The organism is Flavobacterium chungangense LMG 26729 (assembly GCF_000735715.2).
Taxonomy (GTDB): Bacteria; Bacteroidota; Bacteroidia; order Flavobacteriales; family Flavobacteriaceae; genus Flavobacterium; species Flavobacterium chungangense.
Map to the genome: position 1 here is coordinate 145,859 of NZ_JASY01000002.1, position 23,211 is coordinate 169,069.

At 32.0% G+C, this 23,211-nt stretch carries 23 protein-coding genes; 8 read left to right on the forward strand and 15 right to left on the reverse strand.

What is annotated here, in order from left to right; genetic code table 11:
* Positions 1-24: 24 nt before the first annotated feature.
* Complete coding sequence (locus tag JE46_RS03760; protein ID WP_031453930.1) at positions 25-1,545, reverse strand: HAL/PAL/TAL family ammonia-lyase; 1,521 nt, start codon at positions 1,543-1,545, stop codon at positions 25-27.
* Between the two features lie 104 nt (positions 1,546-1,649).
* On the opposite strand from JE46_RS03760, the gene JE46_RS03765 reads away from it, so the two are divergent.
* Positions 1,650-2,888, forward strand: a complete 1,239-nt coding sequence (locus JE46_RS03765; RefSeq protein WP_031453931.1) for an NAD(P)/FAD-dependent oxidoreductase — start codon at positions 1,650-1,652, stop codon at positions 2,886-2,888.
* 39 nt (positions 2,889-2,927) lie between these two features.
* On the opposite strand, the gene JE46_RS03770 is transcribed toward JE46_RS03765, so the two are convergent.
* The gene (locus JE46_RS03770; RefSeq protein ID WP_031453932.1) at positions 2,928-3,533 is read right to left on the reverse strand and encodes a hypothetical protein; all 606 of its coding nucleotides are present in this window, start codon (positions 3,531-3,533) and stop codon (positions 2,928-2,930) included.
* A gap of 433 nt (positions 3,534-3,966) precedes the next feature.
* Here JE46_RS03770 and JE46_RS03775 point away from each other — a divergent pair, with 433 nt between their 5' ends.
* Both JE46_RS03775 and JE46_RS03780 read left to right on the forward strand, forming a co-directional pair.
* Positions 3,967-5,241, forward strand: coding sequence for a Y-family DNA polymerase (locus tag JE46_RS03775; RefSeq protein ID WP_031453933.1), 1,275 nt, complete (start codon positions 3,967-3,969; stop codon positions 5,239-5,241).
* A complete protein-coding gene (locus JE46_RS03780) occupies positions 5,232-5,672 on the forward strand; it encodes a LexA family protein (protein ID WP_031453934.1) in 441 nt (146 codons plus the stop codon). The genes JE46_RS03775 and JE46_RS03780 overlap by 10 nt, the downstream gene beginning before the upstream one ends.
* Before the next feature lie 51 nt (positions 5,673-5,723).
* On the opposite strand, the gene JE46_RS23990 is transcribed toward JE46_RS03780, so the two are convergent.
* A complete protein-coding gene (locus tag JE46_RS23990) occupies positions 5,724-6,092 on the reverse strand; it encodes a hypothetical protein (RefSeq protein WP_157505859.1) in 369 nt (122 codons plus the stop codon).
* 153 nt (positions 6,093-6,245) lie between these two features.
* Here JE46_RS23990 and JE46_RS03790 point away from each other — a divergent pair, with 153 nt between their 5' ends.
* The 5 genes from JE46_RS03790 to metQ all read left to right on the forward strand — a co-directional run bounded on the left by JE46_RS03790 (position 6,246) and on the right by metQ (position 9,850).
* Positions 6,246-6,506, forward strand: coding sequence for a hypothetical protein (locus JE46_RS03790; RefSeq protein ID WP_167343415.1), 261 nt, complete (start codon positions 6,246-6,248; stop codon positions 6,504-6,506).
* Positions 6,507-6,563: 57 nt separating this feature from the next.
* Positions 6,564-6,887, forward strand: coding sequence for a hypothetical protein (locus tag JE46_RS03795; protein ID WP_031453937.1), 324 nt, complete (start codon positions 6,564-6,566; stop codon positions 6,885-6,887).
* A gap of 438 nt (positions 6,888-7,325) precedes the next feature.
* Positions 7,326-8,357 (forward strand): methionine ABC transporter ATP-binding protein MetN, encoded by a 1,032-nt coding sequence (gene metN, locus JE46_RS03800; protein ID WP_031453938.1) that lies wholly within the window; start codon positions 7,326-7,328, stop codon positions 8,355-8,357.
* Positions 8,350-9,003, forward strand: coding sequence for a methionine ABC transporter permease MetI (gene metI, locus JE46_RS03805; RefSeq protein WP_031453939.1), 654 nt, complete (start codon positions 8,350-8,352; stop codon positions 9,001-9,003). The genes metN and metI overlap by 8 nt, the downstream gene beginning before the upstream one ends.
* A 28-nt stretch (positions 9,004-9,031) precedes the next feature.
* Positions 9,032-9,850, forward strand: a complete 819-nt coding sequence (gene metQ, locus JE46_RS03810) for a methionine ABC transporter substrate-binding lipoprotein MetQ (RefSeq protein WP_157505861.1) — start codon at positions 9,032-9,034, stop codon at positions 9,848-9,850.
* 137 nt (positions 9,851-9,987) lie between these two features.
* Here the strand turns inward: metQ and JE46_RS03815 are convergent, their stop codons facing one another.
* The 12 genes from JE46_RS03815 to JE46_RS03875 form a co-directional block, all read right to left on the reverse strand.
* Complete coding sequence (locus JE46_RS03815) at positions 9,988-11,229, reverse strand: outer membrane protein assembly factor BamB family protein (RefSeq protein WP_031453941.1); 1,242 nt, start codon at positions 11,227-11,229, stop codon at positions 9,988-9,990.
* A gap of 265 nt (positions 11,230-11,494) precedes the next feature.
* Positions 11,495-11,923 (reverse strand): hypothetical protein, encoded by a 429-nt coding sequence (locus JE46_RS03820; RefSeq protein ID WP_031453942.1) that lies wholly within the window; start codon positions 11,921-11,923, stop codon positions 11,495-11,497.
* A gap of 906 nt (positions 11,924-12,829) precedes the next feature.
* Positions 12,830-13,786 (reverse strand): hypothetical protein, encoded by a 957-nt coding sequence (locus JE46_RS03830; RefSeq protein ID WP_031453944.1) that lies wholly within the window; start codon positions 13,784-13,786, stop codon positions 12,830-12,832.
* 7 nt (positions 13,787-13,793) lie between these two features.
* A complete protein-coding gene (locus JE46_RS03835; protein ID WP_031453945.1) occupies positions 13,794-14,435 on the reverse strand; it encodes a hypothetical protein in 642 nt (213 codons plus the stop codon).
* Positions 14,436-14,441: 6 nt separating this feature from the next.
* A complete protein-coding gene (locus JE46_RS03840) occupies positions 14,442-15,125 on the reverse strand; it encodes a hypothetical protein (RefSeq protein WP_157505863.1) in 684 nt (227 codons plus the stop codon).
* A gap of 4 nt (positions 15,126-15,129) precedes the next feature.
* On the reverse strand, positions 15,130-15,822 hold the full coding sequence (locus tag JE46_RS03845) for a hypothetical protein (protein WP_157505865.1): 693 nt from the start codon (positions 15,820-15,822) through the stop codon (positions 15,130-15,132).
* A 5-nt stretch (positions 15,823-15,827) separates the two neighbouring features.
* The gene (locus JE46_RS03850; RefSeq protein WP_031453948.1) at positions 15,828-17,027 is read right to left on the reverse strand and encodes a hypothetical protein; all 1,200 of its coding nucleotides are present in this window, start codon (positions 17,025-17,027) and stop codon (positions 15,828-15,830) included.
* Positions 17,028-17,257: 230 nt separating this feature from the next.
* Positions 17,258-18,031 (reverse strand): hypothetical protein, encoded by a 774-nt coding sequence (locus tag JE46_RS03855; protein ID WP_157505867.1) that lies wholly within the window; start codon positions 18,029-18,031, stop codon positions 17,258-17,260.
* Between the two features lie 20 nt (positions 18,032-18,051).
* Entirely contained in the window at positions 18,052-18,657 is a 606-nt protein-coding gene (locus tag JE46_RS03860; RefSeq protein ID WP_157505869.1) for a hypothetical protein, read from the reverse strand.
* 4 nt (positions 18,658-18,661) lie between these two features.
* Positions 18,662-21,433 (reverse strand): OmpA family protein, encoded by a 2,772-nt coding sequence (locus tag JE46_RS03865; protein ID WP_031453951.1) that lies wholly within the window; start codon positions 21,431-21,433, stop codon positions 18,662-18,664.
* A gap of 20 nt (positions 21,434-21,453) precedes the next feature.
* Positions 21,454-21,951, reverse strand: a complete 498-nt coding sequence (locus tag JE46_RS03870) for a DUF4280 domain-containing protein (RefSeq protein WP_031453952.1) — start codon at positions 21,949-21,951, stop codon at positions 21,454-21,456.
* 12 nt (positions 21,952-21,963) lie between these two features.
* Positions 21,964-23,130, reverse strand: coding sequence for a hypothetical protein (locus JE46_RS03875; RefSeq protein ID WP_051872818.1), 1,167 nt, complete (start codon positions 23,128-23,130; stop codon positions 21,964-21,966).
* Between the last annotated feature and the right edge of the window lie 81 nt (positions 23,131-23,211).

Here is a 23,211-nt window from a genome sequence, read left to right on the forward strand (position 1 = left end):
GATTCAAGATTAATAATATATGGTTTAACTGTTTATAAGGTAATCTTTTACATTTTGAACAAAAGGATACATTACCTGATCTTCTTTAAATACAGGAATTATGTTTCGAACATCATTGTACCATTTTCTGGTTACTGACGAAATTTTATCTTTTTGCTGTAAATAATCGATTGCCTGAACAATTGTAATCATTTCGATTGCTAATACTTCAAAAGAGTTTTCGATCACTTTTGATGTAATTACCGCCGAGTTTGTTCCCATACTTACGATATCCTGATTGTCATTGTTGTTAGGAATACTGTGTACATACATTGGGTTAGACAACATTTGGCTTTCTGCTGTTGTTGAAGTCGCCACAAACTGAACACCCTGCATTCCGAAATTGAAACCTAAAGTTCCTAAATTAACAAACGGAGGAAGAAGTTCGTTGATTTTTGAATTCAGTAAATAATTCAACTGGCGTTCTGCCAACATTGTTAATTTGGTAATAACAATTTTTAGTTTATCCATTTCAAGTGAAATATAATCGCCGTGGAAATTTCCTCCGTGATAAACGTGTTGATTTTTTACATCTATAATAGGATTGTCGTTGGCTGAGTTAAATTCATCTTCCAATATAGAGGCGACATTATTTATTGTTTCTAAAACGGGACCTAAAATTTGAGGCACACAACGTAGCGAGTAATATTCCTGAACTTTTTCTTTGAAGATTTCTTCTGTATTTTCACCAGAATATAAGTGGTCTTCTCTTTTACGGATCAGTGTACTGTCAGAAAGATTTTGTCTCATTCTTGCCGCTACTTCCTGCTGTCCTTTATGACGTTTGGTTTGGTTTAATTCCTGAGAGAAATGATCATCATAGGCCTGAACCAATTCGTTTATGGCACAAGAACATTTTAAAGACCAGTCTAATAATTTATTGGCGTGATGTACATTTACAACCCCAATTCCGGTCATTACTGAAGTTCCGTTAATCAATGCCAATCCTTCTCTGATTTCTACCTGAATTGGTTTTAGTCCTTCGATTTCGAAAACTTCCTGAGTTGGTCTTCGGTTTCCTTTATAAAAAACCTCACCTTCGCCAATTAAAACTAAGGCTAAATGTGACAATTGTACTAAATCGCCACTGGCACCTACACCACCGTGTTCGAAGATTAAAGGCGTAATGTCTCTGTTGATAAGCTCTGCCATTAAATGAATTACTGACGGATGTACGCCAGAATTTCCTAACGAAAGAGTGTTTAAACGTGCTAAAATTGCTGCTTTTGCACATGCAGGACTTAGTGGTTTTCCTGTTCCTGAAGAGTGGCTTCGGATTAAATTATATTGTAATTGAATCTGATCGGACTCCTTAATTCGGTATTGGGCCATTGGTCCGAAGCCTGTATTAACACCGTATATTACTTTGTTTCCTGAAAATTCTTTCAGGAAATTGAAGCTTTCATTGACTCTGTTTAAAACAATATCGCTGATAACAACTTTATTATTACCAAAGATAATGGCTTCAAATTCTGCTAAACTTAAATATTCATTAATTGTATTCATTAAACCTGTTTTGATTGTGCTAATTTAATTTTATTTATCAAAATAAATGTAGTTATTTTGATGATGGCAAATGTAAGTTAAATAAATCATAACATTTCGAAAATATGACAAAGGAGTTTGTAGATGTTTTAATCATAGGTGCGGGACCATCAGGATGTGTGTCGGCATCGTACCTATATAAGAATGGAGTTAAAATAAAAGTAGTTGAGAAAACAAAGTTTCCGAGACTTGTGGTTGGCGAGAGCCTTATTCCGCGGGTTATGGACCATTTTTCTGAAGCAGAGCTTTTTGAAAGCCTGGATGCAATGAATTTTGAAAAGAAGCTGGGAGCACGTTTTATTCGTGGCGAAGAAATTTGCGTTTTTGATTTCAGTAAAAAATTTGGTGAGGGCTGGGACTGGACCTGGCAGGTTCCAAGGGCAGATTTTGATAATACGATGGCCCAGGAAGTGATCAGAAAAGGGATTGATCTAGAATTTGAATCAGAAGTTTTGGAAGTTTCATTTGAAGGAAAAAATTCTAAAACGATTGTAAAAGATAAGGATGGAAATCTAAAAGAAATCCATGCTAAATTTATTATTGATTCCAGTGGATACGGACGTGTATTGCCAAGACTTTTAGATCTTGACACGCCATCTAAATTAGATCCGCATTCTTCAATTTTTGCACACGTAAAAGATATCAACAGACCGGAAGGCGAGGAGGGAACCATGATTTCTTTTGATATTCTGGAAACTGAGGTTTGGCTTTGGGTTATTCCATTTTCGAACGGAAACACCAGTTTAGGCGTTGTAGGACCGACAGATTTTATCAATTCGCTTTCTGAAAACAAAGACAATGCTGAGGCTCTGCGAAATGCAATTCAGCTTTCAGATTATTATATAAAAAGATTTAAGGGAACGGAATTTTTATTCACTCCTGTAAAATTGGAGAATTATTCGAGAGCCGTAAAAAAAATGTACGGAGATGGTTTTGCGTTAACAGGAAACAGTTCTGAGTTTTTAGATCCTGTTTTTTCATCAGGAGTTGCTTTTGCTACAGAATCAGGAATGCTGGCGGCAAAACTATACCTTAAAGAATCAAAAGGTATCGAAGTTGACTGGGAAGTTGAGTTTACAGAATATATGAAACGCGGTATTGGTGTTTTTACTACTTATGTAAAAGAATGGTACACCGGAAACCTGCAAACCTTATTTTTTCATCAGCCTGAAAATCCGGATGTTAAAGAAAAAATTTGTTCTGTTTTAGCAGGTTATGTCTGGAATGAAGAAAATCCGTTTGTTAAAAAACATGACAATGTGATAAAAAATATGGCCTATCTTATTGATATGGAAAAGAAATAAAAAAGAAAACCCTGGTGTGAACCAGGGTTTTTTGTTTTTTTATTTGTAAGCCTTTTTCAAAAGTAATTTAGCAAGTGATTTACCTGTTTTAGCATAACCTTCGCCAAGTCTTGATTCGTTGCTGAAGTTATTTCCCCATTGATCTCCTGGAGCCTCTTCACTTGTAATCTCTAATAATACATTTGATTTGTTAGCCGTTTCAACAAATTTTAAATTTGTGGTAACTTTTGCAGGCTGTTTCATCATTGCTACATCCCAACCCGGGTATAACCAAACTGTTTTTACTATTAAAGTGTAAGGAGTACTTAATCCTTCCTGAAAAGTAACATCTTTCTTTTCTTTACTTAATACGATATTTACAAGCTCTAAAAACTTTGGAGTCCAGATTAATTCTTTTGCAGATTCCCATTTCTTTTTCCAGATGTTTCCGTTTCCTTTTGTTTTTTCATTTAATTCTGCAGTTCTTTCTTCTACATATTGTGCCTCAGTTTTTTTGTCTTTCATCATAGTAAAATCACTATAATCAAATTCTACGTTGATTTCTTTTTGATCTTTTAAAAAATCAAAGCTTCCTTTTACAACATCTACGTCCTGAGCAAATGTAATTCCTGTAAAAAGCAATAATGCAAGTACTGTTTTTTTCATAAAAAATGTATTTAAGTTAAAATTCAAATGTAAGTTTTTTATTTAAATTAAAAGATTAAATTTTTATTCTGTTTTTTTTAATTTAATGGTATCGAAGCTTTCAAAAACTGGCTTTGCAGTAATTCAATTCTTTATGGTTTTTCTGTATATAAGTATTTTGTAATCAGATAATTATGTTTATTAATTCTGAATTTAAAAATTACGTATTGTCAGTTTTCTTGTTTTTCTGATTTTTTTAAACCCCGGAAAGGTGTTTACACTTGCATTCAATAGTATGGTAAAAACACTCTTCCTGAAAACAATTAAGCAGAAATAAGTTTAATAATTTTAATTCTAAAAAACTTAAATTATTTCAACGATAAGCGTATTGCTTAAAATAAAATTTAACGCTTCTTATCAAAAAGCATATTGCACTATTGCGTAATTTTGCAAGATGTATGCTTTAGTCGATTGTAATAATTTTTATGCTTCCTGCGAACGTGTTTTCCAGCCGGAATTCAACGGAAAACCGGTTGCGATTTTATCCAACAACGACGGCTGCGTAATTTCCAGAAGCAATGAAGCTAAAGCTGTTGGGGTTCCTATGGGTGTGCCTGCATTCAAGATTAAGGAATTGGTAAAAGAAAAAAACGTCAAATTGTTCTCTTCGAATTATCCTTTGTATGGAGATTTGAGTGATCGGGTGATGAAAATTCTGGAGCAGTTTACGCCCAATGTAGAAATTTACAGTATAGACGAAGCCTTTCTGAATTTTGATGGTGTTGGAGTTTTAGATTATCAGGATTATGGCCTTCAAATGAAATCCCGTATTCAAAAATGGGTTGGGCTTCCGGTTTGCATTGGCTTTGCCGAAACTAAGGCTTTGTCAAAATTAGCCAATAAAATTGCTAAGGAATTTCAAGATAAAACAAAAGGCGTTTATGTAATTGATACGGATGAAAAAAGAATCAAAGCCTTAAAATGGACTAAAATTGAAGATGTCTGGGGTATTGGTTACCGAACAAAAAAGAAAGTCAAATTTCGAAATATTCATACGGCTCTGGATTTTATTCAGCCACAACACGAAGCCTGGATAAAAAAAGAAATGGGGGTTATTGGTCTTCGCCTGAAATATGAACTCGAAGGAAAATCGGTTTTGGATTTAGAACCTTTGCCGGAACAAAAAAAGAGCATTGCAACTACGAGAAGTTTTCCCAAACAAATTTCCGACTTTGATTTGCTGCGTGAGCGTATTGTTACTTTTGCCTCTGTTTGTGCCGAAAAGCTTCGCAGGCAAAATTCGTGCTGTCATACTATAATTGTAATGCTGGTTATTGACAGACATACCATTAAAAGTTCTAAATATTACTTTAATATGGCTGTAACGCTCCCTTATGCCAGTAATTCGACTTTGACAATTTCAAATGCGGCTGTAGAATTACTGAAGAAATTACACAAGGGAAATGAAAGTATTAGGTTTAAAAAAGCAGGAGTTGTAGTGACAGAATTGATTGATGAAGATAAAAAGCAGTTTCAGTTATTTGAAGAAGAAAACCCAAAACATCTGGCTTTGATGAAGGTGATGGATCAGCTGAATGATAAAATTGGAAAAAGAAAAGTTAAACTGGCTTCACAGGATCTTAGTTTGACCTGGAACATGAATCAGAATTATCTCTCGCCTAAATACACTACTGATTTCAAAAAATTATTGGAAGTAAAATGTCTGTAAAAAAAGAACAAAAACTGACCTTCTTTAAGGCTGATTTCGAAAGTGAAATCAGGATTCCGTACAATACTGAAGGCGTTTCGGCAGGTTTTCCGTCGCCGGCTGCAGATTTTATGGAAACCAGTATTGATCTTAATAAGGAGTTAAGTGAGAATGCGCTGGCTACTTTTTACATTAGGGTCAAAGGAAATTCTATGATTGATGCAGGGATTAATGACAAAGATGTTTTAGTTGTCGACCGAAGCCTGGAACCACAAAATAATAAGATTGCGATTTGTTTTATTGATGGCGAATTTACCGTAAAACGCATTCAGGTCGAAAAAGATTGTTTGTATCTCATGCCTGAAAATTCAAATTACAGCCCCATAAAAGTTACGGAAGACAACCAGCTTATTATTTGGGGAATAGTTACTTATGTGATCAAAAAAGTTTGAGTGGTTTTACTAATTTGTTTTAGTAGAATGCGTTTCGCAAAATATTCTGTATTACTTCTTTTTCTTATCCTCTAATTTCTTTTCGATTAGGGCAATAATTTTATCTGTAGTGGCTTCTTTGTCAAAGTATTTTAAGAAAGCTACATATCCGGGATCTGAATTTTGATAAACTGAATTTGGATCACGCAAAATATTATCTTCTGTAATTTCCATATCGCCCATGCCGGTTAAAACCCAATTTATGTTTAAATTAGGATAAACCTGCATAATTTTCTTCAAAATATTCATTCCCAATGACCTGGAATTCGTCAAAATTGGATGTAAAGAGGTATATAATATGTCATTTTCTATACAGAACTGCCTAAGGTTAACTTCCTTGCTTTCAATGTAGTAGCGTAATCTTTCGCCTTCTGTTCGCATTTTTTTTAAATTTTTGTATTAAAAATGATACAATATATCAATAAATGATATATATTTGAAATAGTTACTTCGTAGTAAATACGTAGTAAAAATACAATAATTATATGATTCAAATAAAACTTATCTATGATTACAGCCAGACAAAGGAATAAAATGAAGAAAGTCTTTAAAACAGGCTACTCAAAAGATGTTCAAAAGCTTTTAGCAGAGAAAGCGATATGGAATAAAAAAGGGATGCCGTTTAGTAATTCTTACATTACTCATGTTTTTAATGGCAGAAATACGAATAACGATATTGAAGACGCCATCATTGAATTGTATCAAAAAAGATTATACGAAGAAACGAAGATTACATTGCGGAGAAAAGAAATTTTTGGCAAAAAACACAAGACAGACAGTATTACAAAAGATTAATATTTAATTCAAATAAAAAAATTACCGTAGTTATAAATTAAAAAATCATCAGTAATTATGAAAATAATAAAAAATGAAAGTTTAGGAAATATGGGTTACTTCTCAGACAAACATGGTTTATTAACGAATTTTATTTTTGAAATTCTGTCAGTTGAATACAGTGATAATCTGTATGGCTATTTCAGAATAAAGCTGACAAATGATAATTCAAAATTTGTGGTTATTAATAATCTTAGCATCTGTGGTTCATTTTCTGATACTTTTCCGGATCGGGTATTAGAAGAGGGTTTGTATTTATGCCATCCGGATTTAAACCATGAAATTGTGCTTGACATATTCAGCTTTGAATTTGATTTGTATAAAAGCAGATTCTTTAATTAAAACAAGAAAAAGCAGGAGTTTTGATGTTTTGCTAAATATGACAGTAACAATTATGATTTATTTTTTATTTTCAGTTAGTCTGTAACATATATCAGTTTAAGTCATACAATTCCAATTGTCCTGCTTGAAATAATCGACATACTAGTCTATTATTTTGATAGGATATTAAAAGTTTTGTGTTTTTTGCAGATAATTCAAATAATCTCTTTAAATTTGCCACAGAAATGAGAAACAACAACCAAAATACTAATTATAACGACAACATGGTAATGTGTTGTGTTGTTAGTATGCAATTAAGTGATCCGGCTTTGACATAAAAAATATAGTATTTATATCAAAAGCCTTTCATAATAATTTGAAAGGCTTTTTTATTTTAAATTTTATAAAGGACAGAATCAATTAAAGTTTCAATGCCTCAAATAAACCTGAATATAAAAAATGATTGAATTAAAAAATGTAACGAAGACTTTTCATCAGAAAAACAGAATTATTTCTGCTTTATCTGATGTGTCACTTAAAGTTCCGCAGGGAAAAATATTTGGTGTAATTGGTACTTCAGGAGCGGGGAAAAGCACATTAATTCGATGTGTAAATCTTTTGGAAAGACCAACCTCAGGAGAAATTATTGTTGATGGAAAATCTCTTATCCAATTGTCAAATGCACAACTTGCCATTGAGAGAAGACAAATCGGAATGATTTTTCAACATTTCAATTTGCTTTCATCGCGTACTGTTTTTGAGAATGTAGCATTTCCGTTAGAACTTACCGGAACTTCAAAAGCAGCTATTAAAACTCGTGTTTCAGAATTACTACAATTGGTGGGTTTAGAAGAAAAAGCAAACGATTATCCTGCAAGTCTTTCGGGGGGACAAAAGCAAAGAGTTGCGATTGCAAGAACTTTAGCAAACAACCCAAAAGTGCTTTTGTGTGATGAAGCTACGAGTGCATTAGATCCGGCAACAACACGATCTATTTTAAATTTACTAAAAGATATTAACCGCCGTTTAAACATTACTATTTTGTTGATTACGCACCAAATGGAAGTTGTTAAGTCAATTTGCGATGAGGTTGCCGTAATCAGTCACGGAGAATTGATAGAGCAGGGAAGTGTAGGTGAAATTTTTGCAGATCCGAAACATGAACTTACCAGAGAATTTATCTCTTCGTCATTGCACCTTGATATTCCATCTGTCTATCAGGAAAAATTGCAAAAGGAAAATGGCGAAAATTTAAATCCGTTATTAAGACTTGAAATGACCGGAAAATCCGTTAACGAACCTGTTATCTCTGAAGTTTCAAGATTATTTGATATCGATTTTAAAATTATCAGCGCTCAAATGGATCAGGCCGGAGAGGTTAATTTCGGAGTTATGCTAATTGAACTTTCAGGCAAAAGCGAAAATTACGAAGCTGCAATCCAATATTTTATTTCAAAACATATTAAAACAGAAATTATAGGTTATGTCTGATTCCATTATTGAATTGTTATTAAAAGGAACCTGGGAAACCATTGTTATGACATTTGTGTCTGGTTTTTTTGGTTTTGCATTAGGACTTCCAACAGGTATTTTGCTTTTCCTTACCCGAAAAAATCAAATATTAGATCAACCCGTTTTGAACCGATCTTTATCGGTTTTGGTAAATATTTTTCGTTCCATTCCATTTATTATATTAATTGTCTGGATGATTCCGTTTACGCGTGCCTTAGTGGGAACTTCTATAGGAGTTAGTGCGGCATTAGTGCCGTTAAGTATTGGTGCAGCACCATTTATTGCTCGTCTTGTTGAAAACAGTCTTTTGGGTTTGCCTTCAGGACTAATTGAAGCAGCGAGAGCTCTGGGAGCGACACCATTTCAAATTGTTTATAAAGTACTGCTTCCCGAAGCATTGCCTTCTCTAATAAACGCAGCATCAATCACTTTAATTACACTTGTTGGGTATTCTGCAATGGGCGGTGCCGTTGGTGCAGGCGGTTTAGGACAAGTGGGATATCAATACGGATACATTGGTTATGATGCCGTAACAATGAATTCAGTGCTTGCTTTGCTGGTGCTTTTGGTATTCCTGATCCAGTTTATTGGCGATACTTTATCGAAACGATTTGACCATAGATAATTGTCAATTATAAATTAAAAAACAGAGCATGATTACTAAGATGAAATTTTTAAAAACGGCTGGAATTCTAGCCTTATCACTTGTTGTTGCTAGTTGCGGAAAAAGTAAAAATAACGACCCTCATTTTATAAAAGTGGGTGTTGCAACCGGACCGGAATATAAAGTGGCAGAAGCGGCTAAAAAAGTAGCAAAAGAAAAATACGGACTTGAAGTAGAGTTGGTTTCTTTCAATGATTACGTAATTCCAAATGAAGCTTTAAGCCAGGGAGATATCGATGCAAATGCGTTTCAGCATAAACCTTATCTTGATGAGCAATCTAAACAACGTGGATACAAATTGGCGATTATCGGAAAAACATTTATTTACCCAATTGCTGCGTATTCTAAAAAGATCAAAAACCTTTCTGAATTAAAAAATGAAAGCACCATTATTATTCCAAATGATCCAACAAACGGAGGTCGTTCGTTATTGCTTTTACAAAAAAATGGTTTATTGAAACTTCGAGATGGAGTAGGCTTATTACCGAAAGTAACGGATATTATTGAGAATCCAAAAAATCTAAAAATCCTGGAATTAGAAGCGCCTCAATTGCCAAGAGCCTTAGATGATGAAAATGTATCTATTGCAATTATCAACAATACTTTTGCTTCACAAGCCGGATTAGTTCCATCGCGTGATGCTTTGTTTGTAGAAGATAAAGATTCTCCATACGTAAATCTTGTGGTGAGCAGAGAAGACAATAAAAATGAGGAAAAAGTAAAACAGTTTCTGCAAGCTTTTCAATCTGCAGAAGTGGAGCAGGCAGCGATTCGCGAATTTAAGGGCGGGGCGGTTAAGGGCTGGTAAATTTTTACCTTATACTTATAATACTAAACAAAAACGCCTCAATTGTTTGAGGCGTTTTTGTTTACTTTTGATCAAAAGGTTTATTCATTATAAATATTATTTTTTTAAATGGAACCCTTATCGGAGAAGACTATTATTTATTCAATCTGCATATATGGGCTTGTATACTCATCCTCGGGTTTGTATTTTATTCCTTTATAAACAATGGTTTCTGTTTTTAGTGTTTTGTCGAGTTTATATAAAACTCCATCTTTACGTACATAATAATAAAAATCATTAGTAGCTTTTATTGCTCCGACAATCTCGTTGTTGAAAAGAAACTTTTTTCTTTTTAAATTACCATTGTTTGAGTCATATACCGCAATACAGGAAGAAGTATTTGCAACAACTTCTTCGTCTATTATTTGTAATGATTTCAGCACTCCCACTTTATCATTCAGTATACTATGGAGATCCTGATCTTCTCGTAAGTTCTTTCTAACCTGAGCTACATCCTCTGGTGACTCCCAATTGATAATTGGTATAGTCGCTAACCATTTCATTTGTCCGGTTTTTTTATCAATACCAATAATATGTTCTGCATCTCCCAGTACGATTAGTTTTTCTCCTGCAGTAAGATTGGTTAAGGTGTTAATATTGGTATCTGTAGTCACATTAGTATTGGCGTTCTCGTCGTATTGTGTGTCGGTTATATAATTATTTACTTCAAATTGCCACTTTGTGTTTAATTCCTGATCAAGACAAAAAGCATTTCCGTTTTCATCGATAACAAAAATTTCTCCATCACTTACTACTGGCTCATGCGGTAACGGATGAACAAATTTCAGGTTGGTAATAAATTGTCCGTTTTTTGCATTTACAGCACAGAGATTATAGCCGGCGTTTACAATAATTTTATCTCCAATACTAGTTGGCGATACAAACACTTTATTTTTTACATCATATACCCAATTTGGCTGCATTGTATTAGCATTAATAGATTTTACTTTTCCATTTAAATTAGAAAAAATAAAATTACTCTCATACACAAGCGGGTATTGCGAAAACATAAAAAGTGAGGGACTTTCAGGTATAGACTCATTTTCCTGATATTTTTTTATGATAGCGCCTGTCTGTTTGTTGAACACAATTATTTCTCCGTTTTCATAGGATTTTATTATGGTATTGTTGTCAATTTTAAAATAGGAGTCACTGCGGGTATCTTCTATATTTTTTATGTTTTGCCAATTGCATTTTCCGGTTGCTAAATCTATGCTGCATAGGTTTCCGTTATTGGTTGTCAGAAATAATGTAGTGTTTTTTGAAACGTCTTTCTGTGTACAGGAAAACACAGATAGTGAAAGAATTATAAATATTGTTTTTAATAATAATTTATTCATTATGTTTTTAGGGGAATTAAAAATGATGTTTAAGTATTTTTATAAATAAAAAGGGAAGAGATGTAATTTTCAAATATGTGTACAAAAAAATGGAAAGGATTATTAAAACCGAACAGTACTGTTGACATTATTCTTCTGTACAAAATGTACAATCAGAATGTGTGGTAATCTTACTGCAGGCTCATTTAGTATCTTCATGACTCTTTTATTAGACTTGTACAATAATTACAATACGATAAAATCAAAAATTAACTAGGATCATCTTCTATTTTTTATCCTGATTTATACAATAATTTTTTATTATATCGTTAGTTACCTCTATATATTCTCCAATTCTAGCTGAGTTTTCATCAATTCCTAATCTTTTTTCATAGTTTTTAATTGCATTACTTAACATTTTATGATGTTCTTCAAAATATTCGGGAGAATAATTCCCCAGCCTTACCTCATATTTTTTATCTAATATCAATGTGCATGAATCAGAAAGAGCATAATGTGAATAGTTGAAATATTCACAAAACGAAATCTTTTTTTGATCTAAACTATCTAATAATGTATTAAAGACGACTAAAGTGTCTTTTTGTATGTGCACCTTAGAAAGTATTTCTTCTCTAAAAGAATCATTTACTTTAAATTCTTTTTTACAGCTTATTAATGCAAAAAAAGCAGCAAGTGCCAATAATTTATTTTTCATATCTATTTTAATAATTATATTACAGTTAATTTTTGTCCTTTTTCTTTTCTTTGAAAAAGAAAATCTAAATGTATATTTTCATCTGGATTGCTTTGTTTCGCATTCTAATAATTCCTTCTCCATCTGCTGAGTGTAGCAAAGTAACTAGTTTTCCGTATGCTTTGTAATGATCTAATTTTTTTGAAACCTACGGATTGCTAAAAATAAACTCAAGATGATAAACATAATAATACTTAATACCCCCCATATGGAAACCACAATTAGCTTTATATAAATAAAATACAAACAAAACATTAAAAACAATTGCAGTAAAACAAAATGGGTCTTTACCATTATAAAAAATATTGCTTTTTTATTTTTCAATGGGTATCCCAATGAATATGCTGTATATATTAATGAAGTAAAGCACAAAAATGTGGAAAATACAAATACAATAAAGAAAATTAAATAATCAGAAAATTTATGTTCTTGCGTTCTTAATCCTCCTTTTGAGTACGAAATTTTCAATATACTCCCAATAATTGGAACTGATGATGAAGTGTAGGCTGATGACTCGACTCTAATTTTCTCATTATTAACAAAGAATTCAAACATAGGAACATTATAAGTAACCTCATACCGTCTTTTCATTCGAGAATCTGATTCTTGTTTCGTATAACTGCGATAAGAAACTATAGTTGCCTCATAAACATCTCCGTTATAATAATTTTTCACTATAGAAAAAATACCGAAAGTCATGCCTAATGTGAAAAGATACAGTATGAAACGACTAATAATTAAAAATAAGAATGCAATTAGTTTAGCCAGGAAATTACTTTCTTCTTTCAGGCTCTTAAATTGCGGAATTGACACAATAAAGCTAAACAATAAAATTCCTGAAAGAAAGTATTTGTCAGTAAAATCCATCTATCTAATTATTTCCAGTTCATCACTCCCTTCAGGAATGTGATAAAATTTATCCAGCCATATTTCCGCATCTGACTTATCATCTTTCCATTTGCCTTTATAGGCAGGTCCGTAAAAATTAAGTGATTTGCCTCTCCTTCTTAAGCTTACTACTCTGCCATTTCCAAAAAAGACTAATTCATAATTGGTATAAGGATACCATTCTATTCCTTCAATGTCCTTCATGTCAGCATTAAAATTTGAGACAAGTTCATTACAATCTGCCTCTATTTCTTTTGAATTTGAATAGGAACAAGTATATTTTTCCTGAAGAAATTTTTTAGTCAGGTTTAAATGTCCTATGCCATTTTGATCTTTCATAATCTCTTCTAAATCTTTCATTTTCTCAATGACCATTTTATCTAAATCTTTAATTTCAGTTAAATCTTTAGATTTTTCCCACCCAACATTTGTATAGGGTACAACTGCTTCAAACTCTTTTTTAATTACCAGAAATGGCAAATATTTTACATCTTTATCAGGCAACTCCCAACTTAGTAATCTTTGATAGTTTGTTTTGTTTTTAGTTTTGTCTGGATAAAAATCGAGCCCGATAAGCCTGAAAGTAGCAAACTCACCCAATGTTTTTTGTCCTTCAACAGGATATATTCTGATGGTTATAATTTGCTTCCCGGAATGAAGTATATTCATATTTAACCAAAAGGAATTGTTGCTAATACTGCCATTTTTGGTATGGGACATTTCGCCTAAAAAAAGGGGCATATCATTGAGTCGGATTTCCCAACGACAATTGCTGCTGTATTGTTCTATCCTGTATTGAGGATGGGTATTGTAAATGGATGGATTGGGTGTGTTTTTTGTAAATTCTGAGATTATTTCTTCTTTACTTAAATTAGGTTTTTGAGAGCAAGACTGTAAACAAAATGCTAGACTTAGTGTTAAAATTAATTTTTTCATAATTAAGCTAATTAATTGATTTAAGATTTCCACTATCAAAGCCTAATGAGCCAATAAAATCTACCCATTCCTTATCCTTTTTTTTGTAAACAAACAAGACTCTATAAAAATCATCATTATCTTTTGTAAAATAATAATAACACATATTATTATTTACCCATAAAAAAGTATTTACAGAACCTAAACTATAAGTATTCTTGGGCTTTCCAAATAAAATTTTGAGATTATCGGCCAGCATATCAGATTCAATTTTTGTGTATAAATTAATCTGATACATTCCTAAAACATTATTTTTTTCATTGTTAAGGACTCCAATTTCCGGATCAATTTTACCGTAGTGAAATATGACATTATTAATGCCTAGATTGTTTTTGTTAGCAAGTTTAATTTTGTTGAAAATTAATAATTTGTCAGAATTGAAAACAAGTTTTGCATTGCCCATTAAAGTTACTTCATCATTTTTTATTGTATCTTTTTGAGAAAGATTCTCAGACAATAAAACATCATTTATATCTTCATTTAAAGTTAAATTAGCCAAATCAAAAGGTTTTGATATCGATGGTTTTTTACCTTCTTTTTCTTTTTTAGGGGTTTGGGAATTACAACTTTGGAAGATACAAACAGCTACCAATAATATTATTTTTTTCATATTGTTTTACGGTTTTCTATAATCATCGATATAGAAATCATTCCCTTCTTTTGTATTGTAGTCAACAAAGTTTTTATAACTAAACACGTTTTTTTGTAAATTATTTTTTTCCAGATGATATAAATAATCACCATAATATTGAAAATTACCAGCGGATAACATTTGATTTCGAACTGTTAAATCGTTTTTTTTAAAAACGATAAAATTAGCTTGATTTTGGGTAACTCCTGATAGAGTATAAAAACTAGTTTTGTCCTCCCACAAAAAAGCATCTGGTAAGGTATCGCCTTCAAAAGGGCTTGGTACATACACAGGTTTCCCTATTTTTGATTTTATCGCCTCAATTAATTTGTTTATATTTTTATTGTAAAATAATGCTATATGGTAGCAGGCTAATGTTTTATCTTTTTTTGAAAATTCAAAACTCACATAGTTAGTGCCAAATTCTCCTTTTTTATCACGGTATCCGCTTAAGTCAACTCCATTAAAGTTAAGTAGTATCTCAGATTCAGTATGATAAACATCATACAAATTATAATCTATCAGAGAACTACCTTCTCGATATTCGTTAGGAATATCGCCAAAAAAAGTATCATATTTTTCAGTAAATGTGATTTTTGATAAATCTTTTTTTTGTGAATTGCAGCCTTGTATTACGATACACAGTAATGATAATATTATTGATCTCATATAACTAAGGTTTAACATATCTTTTAATATAATGCTCATCTCCTTCGCTTTCCATAAGTTTGGCATATTGATAATAAGAAATTTGTTTACTAGTTTTGTTTTTTTCTTCTAAATAATCTAAATAATCGCCATAATATTGAAAATCCCCTGAGATCCATTTATTTCGAATTATAATATTTTTTTTATCAAAAACTATAAAATCAACTTGATTTTGAGTTGCTCCGGTTATTAAATAATAGCTAGTATTGTCAGACCATAATAGTGCATCAGGATTGTTTTTTTTTGGATTAGATTGAAGCATTCTTATATAAACAGGTTTTCCCATTTTCCCATTTATAGATTCTATTAATTGACTGATCTTATTTTTTTTATATAATTTTAAATAATAAAATTGCAAAGAATGATCTTTTTTAGAAAATTCAAACCTAACGTTATTAGTACCAAATTCTCCCTTTTTATCAAGATATCCACTTAGATCAATTCCATTAAAATAAAGTATTTTTTCTGATTCAGATTGGTACGAATTATATAATTGTGGATCAATAATTGAATAATCTTTATCTAGCTTATTTGGAATTTCACCAAAAAAAGTATCATATTTTTCAGTAAAAGTAATTTTCGATAAATCTTTTTCTTGTGAATTACAGCTTTGCATTAAAATGCAAATTATTGTCAATAACATTATTTTTTTTATCATTTTTTTTATATTAAATTTATATTAGTACTATATCCAGTTGTCTTTTCAAATTGTTTAATTACATCAAATCCATCCCAAAATGTATAAGATTTATTTACTATTACCTTATCTTCTTTAAGATCCAAACCTAATTTTTTAGCACTAAGTCCTGCTTCTACTTTTATTAAAACGGTTCCTTCTACAGTATCAAAATTCATTGCCGGTCTGTAATATAAAGATTTTTGAGTTTGGTTGTATTGTAAAGTGTGTCCAAAAGTAATGGAAGCTTTAGCCGAAGCTTTTGCAGTACCAAGGGCATAAGCTGTAACCTCAAGAAATACTGCTTTGGCTTTTAGTTTTACCTCCAGTTTTATTTCAGCAGAGAGTTTTGTTTTCAATTCTGCATTACCTTTATTATCATCTGATTCGGTATTAATAGTCATATCTGCACTACCATCAATTTGTCCGGTTAATATTAAATCAAATAAAATTGAAAAAGTAATCCCAACCTCTCTGTCTCTTGCTGCCCACTCCTGAATTATATCTAATATTAGTTTTGCAACTTCATTACCGGCTGGACCTCCGGCAAGGGTACCTGCAGTTTGTACTGCCAAGTCAAGCAAGTCTATCGTTAGGACTAAGGCAATAAGGGGTTCAGCTTTAAAATAAAATTTATATTCCATGCCCAACACTTTAGTAGGAACTCCTTTTTTGGTTCCCCGTGCTAATTGCCATACTGCACCCAAACAAAAATTAGGCGGTTTCATTTGAACATCGAAAGGTAAATTACTTTTTTTTGCAATTCCTTTTGTACCACCAGTAACTCCTTTTGAAAATTCTTTTAAAGATGAAAAGACAGAATATAACTGTTTAATTTTCGCTTCATGTTTGAAGGTAGCATCAAAATGATTGTCATATTTATCGTCGGTAATTTTATTCCAATTTGCTTCTAAGACGACTCCAAAATCTATTTCTGTTTGTTTCCATCTCTTTTCAGCACCAATTTTTCCGGCTTTTTTTCGCATTTCTGTATCTTTTCCGGGAGGTAGTTTTCCCCACTTTACACTTAGTTCATTACTAAGGTTTAAAAAGAAATGAAAATCCCACTTAATATCAGAATAAGCCATTAACTGTATAGTCGTATTAGCATCATTAGAAAAATAACGACAGGAATGCACATGAATATTATATTCGTTTGCAAAAACTTTTGGCCAGATATATTGCATTTGCAAAGGATTCAGAACGGACAAATTAGATCTCACCGGAAAGTCTAATTTATCTGCAACCTGATTCTTAGTAGTAAACTCAGTTGATTTTATTATAATATTTTTCTTGTGTACATTTTTATGACATGCCTTGTTTTGATATTCTGTAATGTCTATTGTAAAATTCTCGTTTTTACTGTAGTTTCATAAAGTATGGTTCCCTCTTAAAATTTAATACATTAAAAAAGGTGTTAAAAAATCTCAAAATGAGTACTACCTTTTATACCGCAAAAGCGAACATCTAAAACGATTTCTTCATTTGTTTTAGAATTTTCTAAATACAAAGCCGGCATCCTATTTAATCTTTTTAAAGTTGCTAATCTGTTATGTGCTGAATATTCAATATAAACATTCTGATCAATTGGCATTGCTTTAAAGCCATCTTCCAACTCACCTAATATTTTTGAAATTCTATTTTTAGATTCCTCTGAATTTAGATACATTGCGATAGCTGCATTTTTTTCTTTCTTCGCTAATTTTTCTGTAAATAACTTATAATCTTTGTTATTCAACGCATTAATTATTTCTTCGTATTCTTTAATTAAAGCTTTTTTTAAATCAAAGTCAACATCTTTTAAATCTACTCCATTTTGCCATGCATCTAGTTTATAGGATACATTAGCCATAAAAATACTTTTATGAATTATAAAAGGAATGTTTTTCTGAGCAGGAGCAGTTTGAAAATTTTCGAATTGCTGAACAAATTTAAAATCTCCAGAACTTACATCATATTCTATCACTTTGTATCTTACATAGGATTCTTTATGAAGTTCCTTGCCTCCAGATAGAGGAAAAACTCTAATTTCTATATTTTGTTCGCCTTTTTCTAAAATACCACTATTTATAGGAATATCCATTGTGGCTTGCCCATCTACGTTTAAAGAAAAAACACATACATCATTTATGTGTACTTCAAAATAACACATAAAAGCGCTGCAATCTAATTCGTAATATATTTGATTCATTTGATAGAAATAATTTATTCTTAATTTTTCTTCGCGTCCGGTCCTTTAAAGTTTTCCAAAATAGTAAGCCATTCCGGATTTTTTGAATTTAGCATTCGAGTTCCTTGTTTTACAATTGTAACCTCAGTTCTTACGTATTTTTTACGATCTCTCGTGTTTTTGGTATTTTGCTCTAATAAAACCCACTGCTTAGATTCCTTTAGTTCCCATACGAAAGTAATGCCCTTATCTAGTCCATTTGTTCTTTCTTCGGCTTTACCCAGTTTCTTTTTTAAATAATTAAGCAAAGCAATACCTTCTTGATCGTTTGCTAAAGATATGCTAAAACCTAAATAATTGTTTTGTTCAAAGTTATCTACATGTACATAAATGTCACTGTATGCATCATCATAACCGTTAGGGACAGCGTATTTAGAAAAAGAAATCTCACCAAACTTAAAATGATCGAGTTCAATAGTTCTATAAGACTTTAGTCCATAGGTTCCATTATCGTCTTTTTCAACATCTTTAATCTTTTTAATGTCTTCAGGAATTGGTTTATCAAATTTTAATGTTTCTAAATCTGTTTGCGAATTGCAAGAAATAAATGTTGTGCACATAAAGAATAGGATAAATACTTTTTTCATTTTTTTAGTTGTTTTTAATTAATGGAATATTTGCGCTTATGTCGAATAAGTCTTCTAGTTCTTTGATTACGTCAAATGCAGGTATAAATCCTATAAATTCACCCTCTGCAAATTTATGTTTTCCTTCTTTTTTCTCGTCAATTTTATAACCATCCTTCGCAATTTTTATTGCTAAGCTCGCACTTACTTGAACAATATATGTGATGTCTAAACCGTCAAAACCTAGTTTTGGTCTATAATATAAACCTTTATCATCATAATTTATTCCATGTCCAAAAGTAATAGAAGCTGCTCCTGTTCCTGCAACCTCAAAATAGGCACTTGCTTTAACAATTACTATGACAGCTTCACCTTTTATTTTTATGCCCACTTTAAGTTCAACCTTTATTTTGTTTTCAGAAGCTAATTTAAAAACTGAATCTTTGGCTTTACCAGCAGTATTAAATTTAAATTCGGAGGTCATGCCTATAGTTCCCGTAATTATTAGATCCATATAAATATCAACAGAAGTTTTAACCCCTACTTTATCATTGCCGAAATTGATACCTTTTTTTAATTGTTTTTGAATTTCTTTGTATAATTTTAACGCTTGAGGTCCTGCTGTTCCAAAACTTACAATATCACCAGCGACAAAAACTGCTGCGCCAAGCAAATCTATAGTAATTTCTAAACCAATTAAAGGTGCTGCTTTTAAGGTTAATTTAAGATCTGTTCCAATTATTAATTTATTATCTACTGGGTTGCTTAAAAACCAATCTCCTGTAAATGATAAATTAGGTGGCTTTACAACAAAACTAACAGGAAGTCCTTCAGGCGAAATAGAACGAACAGCTCCTTTGGTTTTATTTGTAATTCCATCAGATAAGGCACCTAGTGAATTAAACACATCATATAATTTTTTAAATTTAGTGTCGTATTTGTGCTTTAATTCTTCATTTCGTTTGTCATTATTCCATTTTGCTACTAAGCTAAATCCTATTGACGCTTCTTTTTGTTTCCATCTTCTTTCAGCACCAATTTTTCCTGCTTTACTTTGCAATTCTTTTAATTTGTAATCAGATTGATTTGCCCATTTTACACTTAGGTCGTTGGTTAGATTTATAAAAAACTCTAAACGCCATTTTATATCGGGATATGCTTTTATATGTATTGTGTGATTAGCATCATTTGAAAAATAACGGCACGAATGTACATCAAGAAAATAATTAGTGGCTGAATCAATACTTTTCTCTGCACTTCCAATTTTAGTTAGATTGTAACGTGGCCAAATGTATTGCAGTGGCATAGGATTATTAATATCGATACTGGAGTTTATAGGAAAATTTAATTTATCAGCTACTTTATCTATCGGCTTTGGATATTCTGGGGAATTAATTTTAATATTTTTTGTATGTTTACCTATTTCTTTATGACAAGCGGTATTTTGATATTCAGTAATATCTATTGTAACGTCTTGTTTGATACTTGGTGCTATTGTTTCAAAAAGTATAGTCTGAGCATCATGACCATAACTTTCAAACGTAATATCTACACGTCGATTTTCTTTATTTTTTTCTTCATCTTTATACTTAATATTATCGCGCCCTTTTTTGTCATCAGTAGGATTTACTTCTCCATGTCCTACTGCAATAATTCTGTCAGATGCCAAGCCACTATCAGTAAATGCTTTTTTTACGGCGTCACTACGTTCTTGAGATAATTTTTGGTTGTACTCTTCTCTACCTATAACGCAAGCGTGGCCATCAATCTTAATACGCAAGTTCTGTATTCCCAATACATATTGCAACACATTGGATATTATTGTTTTTGCTTCAGGTGTCAGTACAGATTTGTTAAAATCGAACAGTACTGTTTTTAGCATTAATTTTTTTGGGTTTGTTTCGCTGCGTAAATTTTTACCTTTATTAAAAAGCAACGTGGTTTTCGTAGGTTCCGTTATACTTATAGTTTCAAACTTGCAAGGATCAAATCGTACAGCATTTTTATCTGGTTCTCCGGTTTTTAGTGGAGACATATTGGTTGGAGGCTTTATTTCCTGAGGGACAGTTTTTTTATTAATTTTTAAAAAAGAGGCATGTTTAGTTTCATTTTTATCGTTAGGGATATATAATTTTATGGTTGGATCAAAAACTTTTACATAAAACTCTTCCGTTTCTTTTATGCCTTTAAGTTTAGTATGCCAAACAAGTGTATTTTTGATTTGCAGATTTATTTCACCATCAATTACATCAACACTTGTATATCTTTGTATAGGTTCCTTATCATCTGATTTTCTAAAAATATCCACGCTTAAATTAAGGTTTCCGTTTAGCCCTTCGGTTCTTAAATTCAAGTAAACTGTTTCTCCATAATTAAAGAAATGTTCTTTTCGAACATCTTTTCCATCGTTGGTAATACACCATTTGCTGCTTACTATTTTTGCAGGGCAATGACCGCTTATTAGCAAACCGGTCTTATTTATCGCATCTCTTTTACCTGAAAGACTTGCTTCAAGATAATATTCAAATGGTCCGCACAAGTTTTTTGGAATCTTTATCCCATATCGGTTACTTGAAGGTAATGTTTTTTGTAAAACTATCGTTTTTGTTTTCGGATCCTGAAAAATCCAGGTGATGTGCTTTTTTTTATCCGTTTCAGGCGTTGCTTCATACCATTTTTCTACTTCAAATAAAACTTGTTGGTCTGGAGCAATAACTACTTTTTTATTAGGAGTAGACAAATCTTTTTTGACAACACCTATGCCACTCCACTTTATTTTTTTAACACCTTTTACCATTTTGAAATATTTTTTAATAATTAAATATCGCTTATACCTTCATGCTTCGCTTTCTTTGCATGCATATCCCTAACATCGACCATTGGGTTTACGAGGTTATGCACCATGGGCTCTGCATTTTTAAAATTTTGTTCGCCGGGCTCTGCTGTTTGTCCGTGGTCTGTAATTTCGATACAATCCGGAGCTCCCATGGGGCAGGTTGCTTTGCTGTTTTCCAGGAGTATTTTGCCTTGGTTGCTAAGGGTTACATTTTCATAAAAACCGCTCCATTTTGTTATTACCGCCTGACAGGGCAAAAAACTATTGCCCGCAGGTTGTTTTTTGCATTTTCCAAAGGTGTTTTTTTCTAAAGTCTGCCCAATTTCTTTAGTAGTAGCAATTAGTTTTTCTGATCCTTCCTTATCATTTCCAAAATGTTTTTTGTGTGATTTAACCTTAATTTTATCTGTTTTAGATGGGTCTTCACTAAACTTGCATTTGCAGGTAGCCCCCTGGACTACAAAATGTTTTTCGCTCATAATTTAGGTTGTTTAAAATTGCCACCACTTTTTTTGAGGCTGGGTTTCTTCGATAAATAATTCCTGTTTCGGTGTTGCGCTGATTTCTTTACGCTCGTTTAAGTTAGCAATCGAAACCGAGTATTTCTGCGGGACATCGAGTTCTAAATTGCAGGATATAAAAATGCTCTCGGGAATATAATCTTCAGGGTTTAAAAAATATTTTGCCCTGTAGCTGCCAACAGCTTGTTGCTCTGAATATTCTTTTACAGGTAAATTTAATTCGTTTTCAAAATCGGTTTTGGTTCGTTCATCATGAAGTTTTCCATTAACGTCGATCACTAAAAAGTTATCAACATCCAGACGATCGTCTAATTTTTGATCGACCAGATATTTTATATTTTCAGTTTTGGCAATAAGAGGAAAATCAATTTCTTTCTGAATCGATAATGAAAGTGGGTATTCAGTATGGAGTCCGTTAAAAAAGGCATTTAAAAACCAGTCTTTTGAAAGGGAGAGATATAAGTTATCGCTGTCTTCTAAATTTCTGTCGTAAATAGACAGGTATTTTTCGACATAATCTCCTTCATAATATTTCAGGATTTGCTTTTTGGCTTCTTGCCAGCGTTCTTCAATCTGGCTAAAGTTATTAATGTAAACCCATTTTCCGTTTTGGTCTACAACAACCAATAAAGGGTATAGGGCAGCAGAAGCTTTTTCGGCAATTTCTTCGGCCATAGTGCTGGCGGCTGTATCGTTTATGTAGATATTTCCAATTCTGTCTACTTCAAAAAAATAAAAGCCATTTTCGTTTTTTGCTTTCCATTCAACGCTAATTTCCTGTTTTATAGTATGCGTTTCCGATCCGTTTTCTATGATATACAGTACACCATACGAGTTGCTGACTTGTGCATTATTCAAAGACATTTTGAAAGGAGCTTCATGAAAAACTACTTTTTTACGCTGTTTTTCTCTTTCTTCATCAGAAAGTTCTATTTCGGGAGGAGGTAAAATAAGGTATTCAAGCCGCGATGGAAAATCAGCTTCTATCAAATCCTGTAATGGGCAAAATCTATTATGATAAGCTCTAAGAGCATAAGTATCAAGGCCTAACTTATGAGCGACACTCACTAAGGTATCGCCTTTTTTAATGGTATAGGTTAAATAATCCTTATAAGAAGGCTCTGGAATATATGACATATAGTTGTTGACATTTGGGTAGCCAAATATATGTTTTTTCTCTCAAATTATTTGCATGATGTAAAAAAAAGACTGCCTTTT